This window comes from Mycobacterium sp. IDUB_5 (assembly GCF_055419565.1).
Genome location: NZ_JBVAXX010000006.1, coordinates 164,167 through 180,220, shown reverse-complemented (window position 1 = coordinate 180,220; position 16,054 = coordinate 164,167). Strand labels below are relative to the sequence as shown.

Here is a 16,054-nt window from a genome sequence, read left to right as displayed (position 1 = left end):
GACCATCCTCCTCTGTCAGAGCGCAGTTGGCAGAGGACCCCGGGCAACTTCATAGGCCGCACCCACGCGGTAGAGCCGGTCGTCGGCCAGCGCCGGCGCCATGATCTGCAGCCCGACCGGCAGGTTGTCGTCAGCCGACAGGCCCGAGGGCACCGACATCCCGCAGTGGCCGGCCAGATTCAGCGGAAGTGTGCAGAGGTCGAACAGGTACATCGACAGCGGATCGTCGACCTTCTCGCCGAGCCGGAACGCGGTGGTCGGGGTCGCCGGCGAGACCAACACGTCGACGCGCTGATACGCCTCGTCGAGGTCGCGCGCGATCAACGTGCGGACCTTCTGCGCTTGGTTGTAGTAGGCGTCGTAATAGCCGGCCGAGAGCGCGTAGGCGCCGATCATGATGCGACGCTTGACTTCTGGGCCGAAGCCGGCAGCGCGGGTCAGTGCCATCACCTCTTCGGCGCTGTGGGTGCCGTCGTCGCCGACGCGCAGCCCGTAGCGCATGCCGTCGAACTTGGCGAGGTTCGACGACACCTCCGACGGCAGGATCAGGTAGTACGCCGGCAGCGAGTAGTCGAAGTGCGGGCAATCCACCTCGGTGATCTCTGCGCCGAGCGCGCTGAGTTGGTCGACGGCCGCGGTGAACGACGCGAGGACGCCGGGCTGGTAGCCCTCGCCGCTGCGCAGCTGCTTGACCACTCCGATGCGCACCCCGGTGAGATCACCGGCCGCGCCGGCCCGCGCGGCTGCGACGACATCGGGCACCTCAGCGTCGATCGACGTCGAATCGCGCGGATCGTGCCCGGCGATGACCTGGTGCAGCAGTGCGGTGTCCAGCACGGTACGGGCGCACGGGCCGCCCTGATCCAGGGATGACGCACACGCGATGAGCCCGTAGCGCGACACCGTGCCATAGGTCGGTTTCACCCCGACCGTGGCGGTCAGCGCGGCCGGCTGGCGGATCGACCCGCCGGTGTCCGAACCGATCGCCAGCGGCGCCTGGAACGCGGCCAGCGCCGCCGCGCTCCCGCCACCGGAACCGCCGGGCACGCGCTCGGTGTCCCAGGGGTTGCGGGTGGGCCCGAAAGCCGAGTTCTCGGTCGAGCTGCCCATCGCGAACTCGTCCATGTTGGTCTTGCCGAGGATCGGAATCCCGGCGGCACGAAGCCGGGCGGTCACCGTCGCGTCGTACGGGGACGTCCACCCCTCGAGGATCTTTGATCCGCAGGTGGTCGGCATGTCGGCGGTGGTGAACACGTCCTTGAGTGCCAGCGGCACGCCGGCCAGCGGCGAGCTCAGCTGACCGCCTGCGGCGACGGTGTTGTCGACCTCGGCGGCGGCGGCCAGCGCCTGATCACCCGCGACGTGCAGGAAGGCGTGGTACTCGCCGTCGGTCGCGGCGATCTGATCGAGGCAGGCCTGGGTCGCCTCGACCGAGGACACGTCGCCGGCGGCGATCTTGGCTGCCAGCGTGGCGGCGTCGAGCCGGATCAGGTCGCTGCCTTCTGCTCTTCGCGTAAGCGGCTCATCGCTCATTCGGGCTCTCCCAGGATGCGCGGCACCGCGAAGCGTCCGTCGACGGCGTTGGGCGCCTCGGCAAGTGCCTGGTCTTGGGTCAGGCACGGCTGCGGCTCGTCGGACCGGAAGACGTTCACGCTCGCGAGCGGATTGTCGGTGGCGGCGACGCCGGTGACGTCGACGGCTTGGATCTGGCTGACATGGCCGAGGATGGCGCCGAGCTGACCCGCGAAACTATTCAGTTCTTCGTCGGTCAGGGCCAGACGGGCCAGGCGCGCCAAGTGCGCTACCTCGTCTCGGGAGATCTGGGACACGACCCCGAAGCCTAGTTCACCGTGACGCCGGGGCTTTCGTCCGAGTCGCCGCTGCACAGGAGTCCGTGACACAGTGTTGCGCGTGCCGTCGTATCTGCTGCGCGTCGAGCTGGAGGACCGGCCGGGCAGCCTCGGTTCCCTGGCCGTGGCCCTGGGGTCCGTCGGCGCCGACATCCTGTCGCTCGATGTGGTCGAGCGCACCTCCGGCTATGCCGTCGACGACCTGGTGGTCGAGCTCCCGCCCGGCGCCATGCCCGACTTGCTGATCACCGCGGCCGAGAAGCTCAACGGTGTCTACGTCGACAGCATCCGGCCTCACACCGGGCTGCTCGAAGCGCACCGCGAACTGGAGCTGATCGACCATGTGGCCGCCGCGGACGGTAAGGACCGCCGCCTGCAGGTGCTCGTCGACGAAGCACCCAAGGTGCTGAGGGTCGGCTGGTGCACCGTGACCCGCCTCACCGAGCAGGGGCCGCACCGAGTGGTCGGCAGCTCCGGGGCGCCCGAGACGCAGGCTGCGCAGACGCCCTGGCTGCCGCTGGACTCACCGACGGCCCTCGACGGTCACGCGGACTGGGTGCCCCAGGTGTGGCAGGACATGGACACGACACTGGCCGCCGCGCCGCTGGGCGACCCCCACACCGCGATCGTGCTCGGCCGGGCGGGCGGGCCCGAGTTCCGTCCGAGCGAGGTCGCGCGGCTGGGTTACCTCGCTGGCATCATCGCGACGATCCTGCGTTAGCCCGCCGGCTCGACATCCGAATCGACCTGCGCGTCGGCCTCCGGCGCGACCTCGGATGCGACGCTGTCGGGGCCGCCGTCGAGCAGGCGGCGGAATCCGTCCTCGTCCAGCACCGGGACGCCCAGTTCGATCGCCTTGTCGTATTTCGATCCGGGGGCGTCGCCGGCGACCACGTAGGCCGTCTTCTTGGACACCGAGCTGGCGGCTTTGCCGCCACGCGCGATGATCGCCTCTTTCGCGTCGTCGCGGCTGAATCCCGTCAGTGAGCCCGTGACCACGATCGAGAGCCCCTCGAGCGTGCGCTCGATGCTCGCGTCGCGCTCGTCCTCCATCCGGACCCCGGCGGCGCGCCACTTGTCGACGATTGCGCGGTGCCAGTCGACGGTGAACCAGTCGATGACGGCGGCGGCGATCGTCGGACCGACACCTTCGGTGGCGGCGAGCTGTTCTTCGGAGGCCGACGTGATCGCCTCGAGGCTGCCGAATTCTGTGGCGAGGGCACGCGCGGCCGTCGGCCCGACGTGCCGGATGGACAGCGCCACGAGCACCCGCCACAGCGGCTGCGCCTTGGCCTTGCCCAGATTGGCCAGCAGCCGCTTGCCGTTCGCCGAGACCTGGCCGGCCTTGGTGGTGAACAACTCGGTGCGCAGCAGGTCCTCGGCGGTGAGCCCGAACAGGTCCCCCTCGTCGGTGATCACCCTGGCGGCCAGCAGCGCGGTGGCGGCTTCGTAACCCAGCCCCTCGATGTCGAAGGCGCCGCGACCGGCGACGTGGAACACCCGCTCGCGCAACTGCGCCGGGCAGGACCGCGAGTTGGGGCAGCGGATGTCGGCGTCGCCCTCTTTGGCCGGCGCCAGCTCGGTTCCGCATTCCGGACAGTGCGTCGGCATCGTGAACTCGCGCTCGGAGCCGTCCCGCAGATCCACCACGGGGCCGAGCACCTCGGGGATGACGTCGCCGGCTTTGCGGATCACCACCGTGTCGCCGATCAGCACGCCTTTGCGTTTGACCTCCGAACCGTTGTGCAGCGTGGCCAGCCCGACCGTCGAACCCGCGACCTTGACAGGCTCCATGTAGGCGAACGGTGTCACCCGTCCGGTGCGGCCCACGTTGACGCGGATGTCGAGGAGCTTGGTCGTCGCCTCCTCCGGCGGATACTTGTAGGCGATCGCCCAGCGGGGCGCACGCGAGGTCGCCCCCAGGCGGCGCTGCAGCGCCACCTCGTCGACCTTGACCACCACGCCGTCGATCTCGTGCTCGACGTCGTGGCGGTGCTCGCCCCAGTACGCGATGCGCTGGGTGGCCGCTTCCAGCCCTCGGACCTGCGCGGTGTGCTCAGACACCGGCAGACCCCACGCTCCGAGCGCGCGGTACGCGTCGTGCAGCGTCGCGAACGGAAAGCCCCCGGGACTCTCGATGTGCCCCAACCCATGGCAGATCATCCGCAGCCGGCGCTTCGCCGTCACCGCCGGATTCTTCTGGCGCAGCGAGCCGGCGGCGCTGTTGCGCGGATTGGCGAACGGCGGCTTGCCCTCGGCGACCAGCCCCGCGTTCAGCTCTTCGAAGTCCGCCACCCGGAAGAACACCTCACCGCGCACCTCTAAGACTGGAGGCACCGGGAATTCGTCTGTGCCCGTGAGGATTTCGGGGATGTCGGAGATGGTGCGCGCGTTCAGCGTGACGTCCTCACCCGTGCGGCCGTCACCCCGGGTGGCGGCGCGGACGAGCCTGCCGTCACGGTAGACGAGCGCGAGCGCCACACCGTCGATCTTCAGCTCGCACAGGTACTGGGCGTCCGGGCCGATCTCCCCCGCGATGCGCGCCGCCCAGGCGGCCAGCTCCTCGGGATCGAAGACGTTGTCCAGGCTGAGCATTCGTTCGAGATGCTCGGCCGGGGTGAAGTCGGTCGCGAAGCCGGCGCCGCCGACCAGCTGGGTCGGCGAGTCGGGTGTGCGCAGCTCGGGATGGGTGTCCTCGAGGGCCTGCAGGCGACGCAGCAGCGTGTCGAACTCGGCGTCGGAGACGGTCGGTGCGTCGCGCACGTAGTAGCGGAACTGGTGCTCGCGCACTTCGTCGGCGAGCTCCTGCCAGCGCCGACGCACCTCGGCGTCCGGGGCGTCGCCGGCCTGCTCGGCCAGCATTGCCTCGGGATTCGGGGACGGCTTCGGACTCACCCTCGCAGGCTATCGAAGAGCACAGACATGATGGCCGGGGCTTCTGGCTACCCTGCAGACATGCCGCATCCGGTCATGTTCTCCGAACACGATCCCGGGCTCGCGGAGGTCCGCGCGATCGCGCTCGCCTACCCCGGCGCATTCGAGAAGGTCTCTCACGGCAGGCCCGTGTTCTGCGCACCGAAGATGTTCGTCGTCTACGGCGGCTCCCAGAAGGGCACCCGAGGTGGGGAACACATCCGCTTTCCGTATGCGGTGCTGGTCAAGGTCGACCAGAGCGACCGACTGGCCCTCGAACAGGACGATCGCTTTTTCGTGCCCGCCTACCTGGGTCCGTTCGGATGGCTCGGGCTGGACCTCTCCGCGACACCCATCGCGGAGGTGGACTGGGGCGAGGTCGGAGAACTCATCGACGCCTCCTACCGTTTGACCGCGCCGAAGAAATCGATCAAGCAGCTCGACCAAGACCGACCCGATGCGCCCCGGACATGATTCGATCGGAGACACCATGAGCTTCTCGAGCCCCTTCCCCGAAGTCGACATCCCCACCGCAAGCGTCTACGACTATCTGTTCGCCGGCTTGGCGGGCCCGGACGCCGAGCATCTGGACCGCGTCGCGCTGGTCGATTCCGCCACCGGCCGCCACACCAGCTATCGCGAAATGGTCGCGAGAATCGACTCGTTCGCGGGCGCGCTCGCGGCACGCGGATTGGGGGTCGGCGACGTCGTCGGGCTGTTGGCCCCCAACAGCTCGGCGTTCGCCGTCGCGTTTCACGGCATCCTGCGTGCCGGAGCGACCGCAACGACCATCAACGCGCTGTTCACCGCGAAAGACATCGCCAAACAGCTGACGGATTCACGAGCGACCATGCTGATCACGGTGTCCGCATTGGCCTCGGCGGCGGCGGAGGCCGTCGAGCTGGTCGGGATTCCCGCCGAGAACCTCGTGGTGCTCGACGGGCCGGGTCGGGCCGTCGACGGCCACCCCAGCGCCGTCGAACTCCACGACGGCAACCCCCCACCTCCGGACGTGACGTTCGCCCCGTCGTCGCATCTGGCCGCGCTGCCCTACAGCTCCGGGACAACGGGCAACCCCAAAGGTGTGATGCTGACCCACCGCAACCTGGTGGCCAACGTCGCGCAGATCCGACCGCTGCACGGCATGGTTCCCGACGACGTCGTTCTGGCGGTGCTGCCGTTCTTCCACATCTACGGGATGACGGTGCTCCTCAACGCCGCGCTGCACGCGCGGGCCCGCTTGATCATCATGCCGAGCTTCGACCTCGGCCAGTTCCTCGGCAACATCGCCGAGCATCGGTGCACGATCGCGTTCATCGCACCGCCGGTTGCCGTCGCGCTGGCCAAGCACCCGCTGGTCGACGAGCACGACCTGTCGTCTCTGAAGGTGGTGATGTCGGGGGCGGCTCCGCTGGACGCCGACCTCGGTCGCGCCGTCGCCGAGCGGCTGGACTGCCGTGTCGTGCAGGGCTACGGGATGAGTGAGCTCAGCCCCGTCAGCCACATCACCCCGTTCGACGCCGGCAAGCACGACATGCATGTCGATGCGCCGCTGAGTTCGGTGGGCTGGACGGTCTCGAACGCGGCGTCCAAGATCGTGGACCCCGAGACCGGCGAGGACATTAACCCTCCCGAGGAGGGTCTCAGCGCCACCGGTGAGCTGTGGTTCAAGGGCCCCAATGTGATGGCCGGATACCTGAACAACACCGAAGCCACTCGCTCCACGATCGACGACGACGGCTGGCTGCACACCGGTGATCTCGCGCAGGTCGACGCCCACGGCTGTGTGTACATCGTCGATCGGCTCAAAGAGCTGATCAAGTACAAGGGCTATCAGGTGCCCCCGGCCGAGCTGGAGGCCGTGCTGCTCGGCCATCCTGGCGTCGCCGACGCGGCGGTGATCGGGGTGCCGAACGACGACGGCGAAGAGGTGCCCAAGGCGTACGTGGTGAAGCAGGCCGACGCGGAGCTGACCGAGGACGAGGTCATCGACTTCGTCGCCGGCCAGGTGGCGCCCTACAAGAAGGTTCGGCAGGTCCAATTCATCGACGCCATACCGAAATCCGCGTCGGGGAAGATCCTACGCAAGGATCTGCGCAACGCCTGAGAGCTGCACCGTCTGAGCGCTACCCCGTCTGCGAGCTATGCGGAGTCGGGGTCTTCGGCCAGGCCGTCGGCGACCTTCTGTGCCAACTCGACTGCGCGGCGGGCCCACTCGACCGTCGCGGACGTGAGCCCGCATGCCGGGGTGACACCCACCCGGTCGCGCAGCACGGTCCGGGGGAAGCCGAGCCTGTCGGTCACCGCGGCCACCGTGGCGGCGATCTCCTCGACGGCTGGCCGGGGCGCGGGCGCGAGTGCCGGCACCGCCCCGAGCAGCACCGTGCGGCCGGATTCCAGGAACTCGCCGACCCCGTCGAGATCGGTCGCGTTCAGCGTCCGGACGTCGACCATCACCGCAGCAATCACGCTGCGCTGCAACACCGTCCACGGAACGTCGGCGGCGCAGCAGTGCACGGCGACCTCGCCGCCGACGCGGGCGACACACTCGTCGAGCAGCCCGGTGACCACTGCCGCGTCCACCGGGTGGACCGGGTTGAGACTGCTCACCCCGCTCAGCCGCCCGGCCAGCGCCGAGGGCAGGGTGGGCTCGTCGAACTGGACGACGACTGTGGCCTGCAGTCGCCGTTCGAGCTCCGCCCGGTGCGCTGCCACCCCCTCGGCCAGCGACGTGGTGAGATCCCGCACGGCGCCGGCATCGGTGATCGCTCGATGCCCATTGCCCAGTTCCAGGTGCGCGGCGAGTGTCACTGGACCGGGGGCCTGCACCTTGACCACCCGATCACCGCCGCGCAATCCTGCCTTCTCCCAAGCCTCTTCGAGTGCGTCGACGTCCTCGTCGAGCAGGCTCACCGCACGACGAGTCGCCGCGCTGCGCCCCGCCGCGATGCGGTAACCGCGGGGCACCGTGTCCAATGCGATGTCGACCAGGAGCGCACCCGCGCGTCCGATCATGTCGGCGCCCACGCCGCGGCCCGGCAACTCGACCAGATGGGGCAGCCGGTGCAGCTCCCCCACCACCACTTCGGCGGCATCTCGGGCCGACACACCCGGCCATGATCCGATCCCTGTCGCGGTGGCGAAAGCAGTCACTCGCCCGACGATAGGCGACGCATTAGTGTCGGGGCATGACGGGCCGTGTGCTTCTGTGCGCGCTGGCAGTCGTCCTTTCCGGATGCACGCAGACCGTCTCTGGCGCAGCCACCCGACCGGTGCCCGCCCTCGACGAGAATTCCCGCTCGCCGGTCGACGTCGACGCCTTGTTGCTGGATCGGTCGCAGATGCAGGCGCTCAGCGGCGCCGGCGCCGACCTCAGCCCGGTGCCGGGCATGGAAAGCAAAGTGCCCGTGGACATTCCGACCGATCAGGGATTTCTCCCTGACCCCTTCTCCCGAGAGCTGCCGCAGGAGTGCGGATGGCTGTTCGCCGAGACGGAGGTCTTCGGCCCCGACGTCGAGGAGTTCCACAAGGAGACCTACCAGAGCCCCCGGCGGGGCGGGCTGATCTCCCAGGCCGCTGCCGGGTATCGCGACACCGCGACCGCGGTCACCGCGCTGACCGATCTGACCCGGCAGATCGATGCGTGCAGCGACACCGAGCAGGGCTCGATGCTGGTCGGCGATGTGCTCGCCACTGACGATTCGGTGCGCATCCGTCCGGGCTCGTGTGGCCGTGACTACCAGGTGAAGTCCGTGGTGATGGTCGAGGTGACGTTCTGTTCGTTTCCCGACTCGGTGCCCGAACTGGTGATGACGAACATCGTCGACAACGTGCCGCGCTGAGGGGCGCGAGCCGCAGAAGAAAAGCTACGGCAACACCGGCGCGGGGTGCGGGAGCGGGTGCGCGCCCTGCGGCCGCAACCCGTCGAAGATGATCGCGAGGTAGCGCCGCCACAGCTCCGGCGACGGGTCGGCGACGTACTCGACCGCATGGACCGGCGCGCACATCAGCAGGAACACGTCGGCCTCGGTGATGTCGGCGCGCACAGCCCCCGCCTCGCGGGCCCGCCCGACGAGCACCTCGAGACTCTCGTGCAGTTCGGTGCGCGCCCTCACCACACGGGGATCGTCGTCGCTGGCGGTCTGCACGAACGTCAGGTCGTGCTGCCGCCGCTGATCCGCGGCGACGGTGAGGAACTCCAGCAGGGCCTCCCCCGGTTCCGCAGAATCTGCGAGTTGTCTTGCAGCACTGGACAGTACAGCGATGTGATCGCACACGACCGAGGCGATCAGATCCTCTTTGGTGGCGAAGTGCCGGAACACGGTGCCCTTGGCCACCCCGGCTGCAGCGGCGATGTCGGCCACCGAGGCGGAGTGCCCCTTGTCGGCGAACACCTTCTCGGCCGCCGCCACCAGCGACGCGCGGTTGCGGGTGGCATCGGCGCGCTGGGGGCGGGCAGGCGGCGACATGGCATCAGGGTACCAAGTTGACCGATCGGTCATGTTGTGCCACGGTGAAAACATGACCGCATGGTCATCTTCACTGCCCGAAGGGAACACTCCTATGCAGATTCACGGCGCCACCGCTCTGGTGACCGGCGCGAACCGCGGCCTCGGCCGATCCTTCGCCATCGAGCTGCTGCGACGCGGGGCGAAGGTCTACGCCGCGGCGCGACGCCCCGAACTCATCGACGTGCCCGGGGTCGAGCCGGTCCGGCTCGACATCACCGACGCCGGCCAGGTCGACGCCGCCGTGGCGGCGGCGCCAGACGTCGACATCCTGATCAACAATGCCGCCGACACCGCCGGAGGACATCTGATCACCGGAGACCTCGGTGCGATCAGATCCGTGATGGAGACGAACTACTTCGGCACGCTCGCGCTGATCCGCGCCTTCGCACCCGTCCTCGCCCGCAATGGAGGCGGCGCGATCCTCAACGTACTCTCGGCAGCAGCATGGACGACCGTCGACGGAAACGCCGCCTACGCTGCCTCGAAGTCAGCCGAGTGGGGTCTGACCAACAACGCGCGCATGGAACTCGCTGATCAAGGAACGCTTGTCGCAGCGTTGATTCCAGGTCTCATCGGTACCCAGACGCTCTTCGACTTCGCAGAACGGCAAGGAATCGAGTTCGGTGAGGGCGCTGTCGTCGACCCCGCCGACCTGGTCACCGTGGCTCTCGACGGGCTCGAGGCGGGCGAGGTGGAGATCTTCGACGCGCTCGGCCGCAAGGCCAAGGAACTACTGTCCGGCCCGCCTCTGGCCTTCCCGTTCGAGGTGTGATCACGTCTCCAGGCGCGACTCTTCGAGATCGATGTCGCGCAGGATCCGATTGAAGGCCTCGTTCGAGAGCTTCCCGTCCCGCCGCATCGCCAGCAGCTCGCGACGCTGCGCCTCCAAGACCGACCGCACCATGTCCTGATACGCCCGCGAACGCTCCTCGTACTCGCCGACCTCGTCACCGGCCAGCCTGGCCTCGAAACGCTGGGTGCGGTACTCGTACAGACCCCGCATGCGTTCCGCGGTGTCGGTGCGTGTCCACTCTTCGTCCGCGAGTTGGTCGATGCGATCGATCGCCGCACGCGCAGCCGCCAGACGCGCACGGTCTTCTTCTGCGGTCTCGGGGTCGGCCGTGCCATCCAACCGGTCGATCAGCGCCGGCAGCGTCAACCCCTGCACCACCAGCGTGAAGAAGATGACCGCGAACGTGAGGAACAGGATCAGCTCGCGGTGCGGAAACGGCGACCCGTCCGCTGTCTGCACCGGCACGGCCAACGCCACCGCAAGAGACACCGCACCGCGCATCCCGCTCCACGCCAACACGAGTCGCCACGATGCCGGTGCGCGTCTCCGGCGCTGCTGGGGGCGTCGGTCGAGTACCCGGATCAGATACGGCACCGAGAAGAACCACAGGAAGCGGCTGGCCACCACCGCGGCGATCACCGCGACCGCATAGCCCATCAGCGCCGGGAAGCGGTATTCGTGCAAGCCCGACACGATCGCGTGCAGCTGCAGACCGATCATCGCGAACAGGGTGGCGTTGATCAGGAAATCGACGATGTCCCAGACGAAATAGCCCTGCAGCCGCGGCCGGGCCTCCAGCACCTCGGGGCTGCGGATCGCCATGACGATGCCTGCGGTGACGACTGCCAGCACGGCCGAGGCCCCCGCCGCTTCGGCGGGTAGGAACGCGGCGTAGCCGGTGAGAAGCGAGATCGTGACACTGATCTGCGCGTCGTAGATGCGGGCGCGCACCCACCCCGACAGCCAGCCCACCACCAGCCCGATCGCGATGCCGCCGAGCGCACCCAGCACGAAGCTCAGACCGGCATCGGCGAGCGAGAAGCCACCCGCGACCGTCGCGGCGATCGCGACCCGGAACGCGACGAGCGCGGTGGCGTCGTTGAACAGACCTTCTCCCTCGACGCTGCTGATCAACCTGCGGGGCGCGCCCAGGCGGCGCATGATCGTCGCCGCGGCAACGGGATCTGTCGGCGACACGATCGCACCGAGGACAAAGGCTGCCTCCCAAGGCATGTCGGGAATGACAGCGTGAGCGGCGCATGCGACGACGCCCATCGTGACGACGACCAGGGCGACGGCGCTGAGCGTGAGGCTGCGCAGCCCCGTGCGGAAATCGCCGAAGTTCGCATAGATCGCCGACTTGTAGAGCAGCGGTGGAAGGAACAGCGCGAGCACGAGGTCGGGTTCGAGGCTGATGTCGGGCAGGCCGGGGATGAACCCCGCCAGCGCGCCCCCGATCACCAACGGAATCGGATACGGCACCGAGAGTCGGCACGCGAGCGCACCCAGCGCCGCGACGGCCATCAGCAATGCGGTGATCAGCACCTCGGCATGGTCCACCTCGTCACCCTCACGCCACGGTGCACACCTGTCAATCAGGCGCCGCAGCGGCGGTACACGTAACCGTCATCAGCCGGGGTGACGATGCCATGGTCGCGCAGGATCATCACGGCGGGCCGACCCGGGCTGGTGCAGGCGGCGCTGAAGGCATGCTCGCCGAGCGGCGCGGCCGGAGCGAGCGCCGTGCACCACACTCCGAGCGCCACGGCACACCGGAAAGCATTGCGCCGCAGGCGAAGCGGTTCGTCAGCGCGCCTCGGCGATCGTCGCACTACCGAGCACCTCGTCCCCCTGAGGGTCAGGGCGGTAGAGCACGAGCGTCTGCCCCGGCGCTACCCCGCGCAGCGGGCTACGGAGGTCGACGACGACGGCACCGTCATGGACGTGCGCGACGGCGTCGGCCGTACCGCCGTGAGCGCGCACCTGCACCGTGGCTTCGACCGGACCGTCGGGGGCGACCCCTGAGGTGAAGACCGGCCGCTCTCCGCGCAGCGAATGCACCTCGAGATCGGCGGCGTCACCGACGTAGACGGTGCCCGAGTCCGCGTCGATACCGGTGACATACCGGGGTCGACCGTCCGGACCGGGACCGGGGATGCCGAGCCCCTTGCGTTGCCCGATCGTGAAGCCGTGCACACCGTCGTGTTCGGCCAGCACGGCGCCGGTGGTGTCGACGACCGCTCCCCTGCGCACACCGATCCGCGCGCCGAGGAACGCCCGGGTGTCCCCCGTGGGGATGAAGCAGATGTCGTGGCTGTCCGCCTTGTCGGCGACCGACAGTCCCCGCCGGGCCGCCTCCTCGCGAATCTGCGCCTTGGGGGTGTCGCCGATCGGGAACACTGCATGACGCAACTGCTCGGCGGTGAGCACCGCCAGAACGTAGGACTGGTCCTTGTCATGATCCACGGCCCGGCGCAGCCGACCGTCGGACAGTCGCGCGTAATGGCCGGTGGCCACCGCATCGAAACCGAGCGCCAAGGCGCGAGCGGCCAACGCGGAGAACTTGATTCGCTCGTTGCAGCGAACACACGGGTTGGGGGTCTCGCCGCGCGCGTAGGCCTCCACGAAGTCGTCGATGACGTCTTCTTTGAAGCGATCGGCGAAATCCCAGACGTAGAAGGGGATGTCGAGCACATCGGCGACACGACGGGCGTCGCCGGCGTCTTCCTTCGAGCAGCATCCCCGCGAACCGGTGCGCAGCGTGCCCGGCGCCGACGACAAAGCCAGATGCACGCCCGTCACGTCGTGTCCGGCGTCCACCATGCGCGCCGCCGCCACCGAAGAGTCGACGCCGCCACTCATCGCAACCAGAACCCGCATGGCTACGCCCGTCCCGTCGCGCTCGCCAACGCCGCATGCCGCGCGCGCTCCACGGCCGCGGGCAGCACGGCCAGCACCGCGTCGATGTCGTCGTCGGTGCTGGTGTGTCCCAGCGAGAATCGAAGCGAACCGCGGGCGCTGGCCGGATCGGCCCCCATCGCGGTGAGCACGTGCGACGGTTGCGCCACTCCCGCGGTGCACGCCGACCCGGTGGAACACTCGATTCCCTTGGCGTCCAACAACATCAGCAGCGAATCACCTTCACACCCGCGGAAAGTGAAGTGGGTGTTGCCGGGTAACCGGCCGGCACCCGACGGGCCGTTGAGTTCCACGTCGTCGATGGTCGCGAGCACCTGGTCGATCATGCGGTCTCGCAGGGCACGCACCCGGGCCGCCGTGACATCCATGGTCTCGACGGCGTCGCGCGCTGCAGCGGCCATTCCGGTCACCCCGGCGACGTCCTGCGTGCCCGAGCGCACGTCGCGTTCCTGGCCACCGCCGTGCAGTTGCGGTACGCACGCGGTGTCCCGCCGCAGCAGGAGCGCGCCCGCGCCGGTGGGGCCACCGAACTTGTGCGCGGTCACACTCATCGCCGACAGGCCCGACGCGGCGAAGTCGACCGGGATCTGACCGACCGCCTGCACCGCGTCACTGTGCATCGGGACACCGGCGGCCGCACACACGGCGGCCAGCTCGGCGATCGGCATGATCGTGCCGACCTCGTTGTTGGCCCACATCACCGACACCAGGGCGACATCGCCCGCGTCGCCGATGGCGGCGCGCAGGGCCTCGGCGGTGACCATCCCGCGCCGGTCGACCGGCACCCAGGTCACCTCGGCGCCTTCGTGGTCGACCAGCCATTCGACGGCGTCGAGGACCGCATGGTGTTCGACGGGCGTGGTGACGATCCGGCGGCGGGCGGGGTCGGCGTCACGGCGGGCCCAGTAGATGCCCTTGACGGCGAGGTTGTCGCTTTCGGTACCTCCGGCGGTGAAGATCACCTCCGAGGGGCGCGCGCCCAAGAGGCCCGCCAGGGTCTCGCGGGACTCTTCCAGCCGACGCCGCGCCAGGCGGCCCGATCCGTGCAGTGACGAGGCGTTCCCGACCGAGGCCATCGCAGAGGTCATCGCCTCGATGGCAGCTGGGCGCATCGGGGTGGTGGCAGCGTGGTCGAGATACACCGCGGACGCAGTCACAACGCTCCACAATAGCCGTGACGAGGCCCGCGCCCGCATTCGAGCACTCAGGCCGCCAGCGCGTGACCCTCTCCGCGGGCCTTGATCGCGATCGCGCTGGTCCCCCGCACGGCGGCCTCGCATCGCGCGGCCAGGTCGCGGCGATCCTCTCCCGGCAGCTGCAGTGATTCGACGCGGACGTGCACGACGGTGCGTTGCGCCGTGACGAGTCTGCGGATCGAGGTGAGCAGGCTGTCGTCACCGATGTAGGCCGCCGCGGTGGACGCCCGTCCGTCGCGGTGGTGATAGCTCAGCCGCAGCGGTTGCACCGGACGGCCGGCGTCGATCGCGGCCTGGAACATCGCAGGGCGAAACGGCCCGTAACCCAGGCCGCACCACGTCGTGCCTTCGGGGAACGCCACCACGGTGCGGCCGGCGCGTAGCCGCTCGGCGACCGCGTGCACCACCTCCGGCAACCGGCGGAGGTTGTCCCGTTCGATCGGGATGACCTTCATCAGCCGGGCCAGCGCCCCGAGCCCGGGCCATCCGATCATCTCTGCCTTGGCGACGAAGGCGCCCGGCATGACGGCGCCGATCGCGAAGATGTCGACCCACGAGACGTGCCCGCTGACGACGAGCACGCCGGGCACGTTGCGAATCGGCCCGCCGGACACCGTGATCCGAATCCCCAGGCAGCGCAGCACGATTCGGCAGTATCGGCGCTGCAGATGCGATCGGCCTGGCAGCGGAACGGCCAGCACCGGCAGCGTCGGGAGCAGTACCACGGTCAGCGCCGCGCGCAACGTCACGCGGAAAGCGGTGGCGGCGCGCCGGCTCGACGTGGCGGTGCCCGCCGAGATGCAGGCCGGGCCGCACGAGGCGGCGGGCAACCAGGCGTGCGGGCGGGCGCTCACGATGCGCCCACCGTCGAGGTCGCCGCGCCCGCCGAGCGCAATCTCGTCAGATAGCGGATGTCGGCCCTGCGCTTGTCGAGCAGCGCCGGGAAGTCGCCGACGCCGAAGTCCGGATCGTGGGCGGGTTCGCCGCAGACCTGGGCGCCGAGGCGCAGGTATCCGCGCATCAACGGCGGTACCGACACCCGGGCGGGCGGGGCGATGTCGTCCAGGTTGCGGCCGTCGACCAGCACCGGCCGGTACGGGCGGACGGTGAGGTCGCGCGGCGCGCGGTGGCGGCGCATCACGAAGTCGCGGACGCCGCGCAGGTGGGTGCCGGCGGGTTCGACACCGGCCGGGTCGGCGACGGGCACCGAGACGCACCCGGTCACGTAGTCGTAGCCGCTGTGGTCGAGGTAGGCCAGGATGCCCGACCACATCATCAGGACGACGGCACCGTTGCGGTGCCCGTCGCGCACCACGGCCCGACCCATCTCGACCAGCGACGGCCGCAGCGCGTCGAGGGCCGAGACGTCGAACTCGGTTGCGGTGTAGAGGCCGCCGGCGGCGATCGCACCCGGCGGCGGCAGCATGCGATAGCAGCCGACCAGCTCGCCGGTGCGGTCCTCGCGGACCAGCAAGTGGTCGCAGTATTCGTCGAATCGGTCTCTGTCCAGACCACTCGAGTCCCGGCCACTGCCGCCGTCGGCGAGGGTGAATCCGGGCTCAGAGGTGAACACGTCGTAGCGCAGCCGCTGGGCCGCCTCGATCGAGGCGTCGTCTCGGCACAGCAGGAGCGAGTAGCGGGGCGCCGTACCGGCCGGCATGTGTGTGTCGTGGACGTCCTGGGCGGAGATGAGTACAGAAGCAGTGCTCATGGTCAGCACGGTCGCGCAGGCGATCGGCGCGACGGCAAGCGGTGCGTGACGTGTTCATGAGCGGTGGGTGACGGTTCGGGTGCGCCCCCGGACGTTCGAGGCTCGAGACAGCGAGCGGCCCCCGTCCGCAAGGACGGGGGCCGCTCGGTGTGCCTGGAGGT

Annotated in this window: 16 protein-coding genes; 5 read left to right on the top strand and 11 right to left on the bottom strand. The window is 69.4% G+C overall.

Annotated features, from left to right (window positions below; all coding sequences use genetic code 11):
• Positions 1-15 precede the first annotated feature (15 nt).
• Together gatA and gatC are read right to left on the bottom strand one after the other, a co-directional pair.
• Entirely contained in the window at positions 16-1,533 is a 1,518-nt protein-coding gene (gene gatA, locus ACZY1G_RS20820; RefSeq protein WP_463823512.1) for an Asp-tRNA(Asn)/Glu-tRNA(Gln) amidotransferase subunit GatA, read from the bottom strand.
• Entirely contained in the window at positions 1,530-1,829 is a 300-nt protein-coding gene (gene gatC, locus ACZY1G_RS20815) for an Asp-tRNA(Asn)/Glu-tRNA(Gln) amidotransferase subunit GatC (protein ID WP_463816972.1), read from the bottom strand. Before gatC ends, gatA begins: the two co-directional genes overlap by 4 nt.
• Before the next feature lie 82 nt (positions 1,830-1,911).
• Here gatC and ACZY1G_RS20810 point away from each other — a divergent pair, with 82 nt between their 5' ends.
• Positions 1,912-2,571, top strand: coding sequence for an ACT domain-containing protein (locus ACZY1G_RS20810; RefSeq protein WP_463816973.1), 660 nt, complete (start codon positions 1,912-1,914; stop codon positions 2,569-2,571).
• Here ACZY1G_RS20810 and ligA read toward each other — a convergent pair.
• A complete protein-coding gene (gene ligA, locus ACZY1G_RS20805) occupies positions 2,568-4,712 on the bottom strand; it encodes an NAD-dependent DNA ligase LigA (protein WP_463823651.1) in 2,145 nt (714 codons plus the stop codon). The genes ACZY1G_RS20810 and ligA overlap by 4 nt on opposite strands.
• 93 nt (positions 4,713-4,805) lie before the next feature.
• Between ligA and ACZY1G_RS20800 the strand changes: the two genes are divergently transcribed.
• Both ACZY1G_RS20800 and ACZY1G_RS20795 read left to right on the top strand, forming a co-directional pair.
• Positions 4,806-5,237, top strand: coding sequence for an MmcQ/YjbR family DNA-binding protein (locus ACZY1G_RS20800; protein WP_463823511.1), 432 nt, complete (start codon positions 4,806-4,808; stop codon positions 5,235-5,237).
• 16 nt (positions 5,238-5,253) lie between these two features.
• A complete protein-coding gene (locus tag ACZY1G_RS20795) occupies positions 5,254-6,870 on the top strand; it encodes a 4-coumarate--CoA ligase family protein (RefSeq protein WP_463823510.1) in 1,617 nt (538 codons plus the stop codon).
• Between the two features lie 35 nt (positions 6,871-6,905).
• Here ACZY1G_RS20795 and ACZY1G_RS20790 read toward each other — a convergent pair whose 3' ends face one another.
• Positions 6,906-7,916, bottom strand: coding sequence for a uroporphyrinogen decarboxylase/cobalamine-independent methonine synthase family protein (locus ACZY1G_RS20790; RefSeq protein WP_463816976.1), 1,011 nt, complete (start codon positions 7,914-7,916; stop codon positions 6,906-6,908).
• Positions 7,917-7,951: 35 nt separating this feature from the next.
• Between ACZY1G_RS20790 and ACZY1G_RS20785 the strand changes: the two genes are divergently transcribed.
• Positions 7,952-8,605, top strand: a complete 654-nt coding sequence (locus ACZY1G_RS20785; protein ID WP_463816977.1) for a sensor domain-containing protein — start codon at positions 7,952-7,954, stop codon at positions 8,603-8,605.
• Between the two features lie 24 nt (positions 8,606-8,629).
• On the opposite strand, the gene ACZY1G_RS20780 is transcribed toward ACZY1G_RS20785, so the two are convergent.
• On the bottom strand, positions 8,630-9,232 hold the full coding sequence (locus tag ACZY1G_RS20780; RefSeq protein WP_463823509.1) for a TetR/AcrR family transcriptional regulator: 603 nt from the start codon (positions 9,230-9,232) through the stop codon (positions 8,630-8,632).
• 94 nt (positions 9,233-9,326) lie between these two features.
• Here ACZY1G_RS20780 and ACZY1G_RS20775 point away from each other — a divergent pair, with 94 nt between their 5' ends.
• The gene (locus tag ACZY1G_RS20775; protein ID WP_463817204.1) at positions 9,327-10,046 is read left to right on the top strand and encodes an SDR family NAD(P)-dependent oxidoreductase; all 720 of its coding nucleotides are present in this window, start codon (positions 9,327-9,329) and stop codon (positions 10,044-10,046) included.
• On the opposite strand, the gene ACZY1G_RS20770 is transcribed toward ACZY1G_RS20775, so the two are convergent.
• Genes ACZY1G_RS20770 through ACZY1G_RS20745 form a run of 6 tightly spaced genes read right to left on the bottom strand, consistent with a single transcriptional unit; the run spans position 10,047 to position 15,893 of the window.
• Complete coding sequence (locus ACZY1G_RS20770) at positions 10,047-11,627, bottom strand: Na+/H+ antiporter (protein ID WP_463823508.1); 1,581 nt, start codon at positions 11,625-11,627, stop codon at positions 10,047-10,049. It lies immediately after the preceding gene.
• 35 nt (positions 11,628-11,662) lie between these two features.
• Complete coding sequence (locus ACZY1G_RS20765; protein WP_463816980.1) at positions 11,663-11,833, bottom strand: hypothetical protein; 171 nt, start codon at positions 11,831-11,833, stop codon at positions 11,663-11,665.
• Between the two features lie 40 nt (positions 11,834-11,873).
• Positions 11,874-12,947, bottom strand: coding sequence for a tRNA 2-thiouridine(34) synthase MnmA (gene mnmA / locus ACZY1G_RS20760; protein ID WP_463816981.1), 1,074 nt, complete (start codon positions 12,945-12,947; stop codon positions 11,874-11,876).
• A 2-nt stretch (positions 12,948-12,949) separates the two neighbouring features.
• Positions 12,950-14,143, bottom strand: a complete 1,194-nt coding sequence (locus ACZY1G_RS20755; RefSeq protein ID WP_463823507.1) for a cysteine desulfurase family protein — start codon at positions 14,141-14,143, stop codon at positions 12,950-12,952.
• 47 nt (positions 14,144-14,190) lie between these two features.
• Positions 14,191-15,036, bottom strand: a complete 846-nt coding sequence (locus ACZY1G_RS20750) for a lysophospholipid acyltransferase family protein (RefSeq protein ID WP_463823506.1) — start codon at positions 15,034-15,036, stop codon at positions 14,191-14,193.
• Entirely contained in the window at positions 15,033-15,893 is an 861-nt protein-coding gene (locus ACZY1G_RS20745) for a GNAT family N-acetyltransferase (protein ID WP_463816984.1), read from the bottom strand. Before ACZY1G_RS20745 ends, ACZY1G_RS20750 begins: the two co-directional genes overlap by 4 nt.
• Between the last annotated feature and the right edge of the window lie 161 nt (positions 15,894-16,054).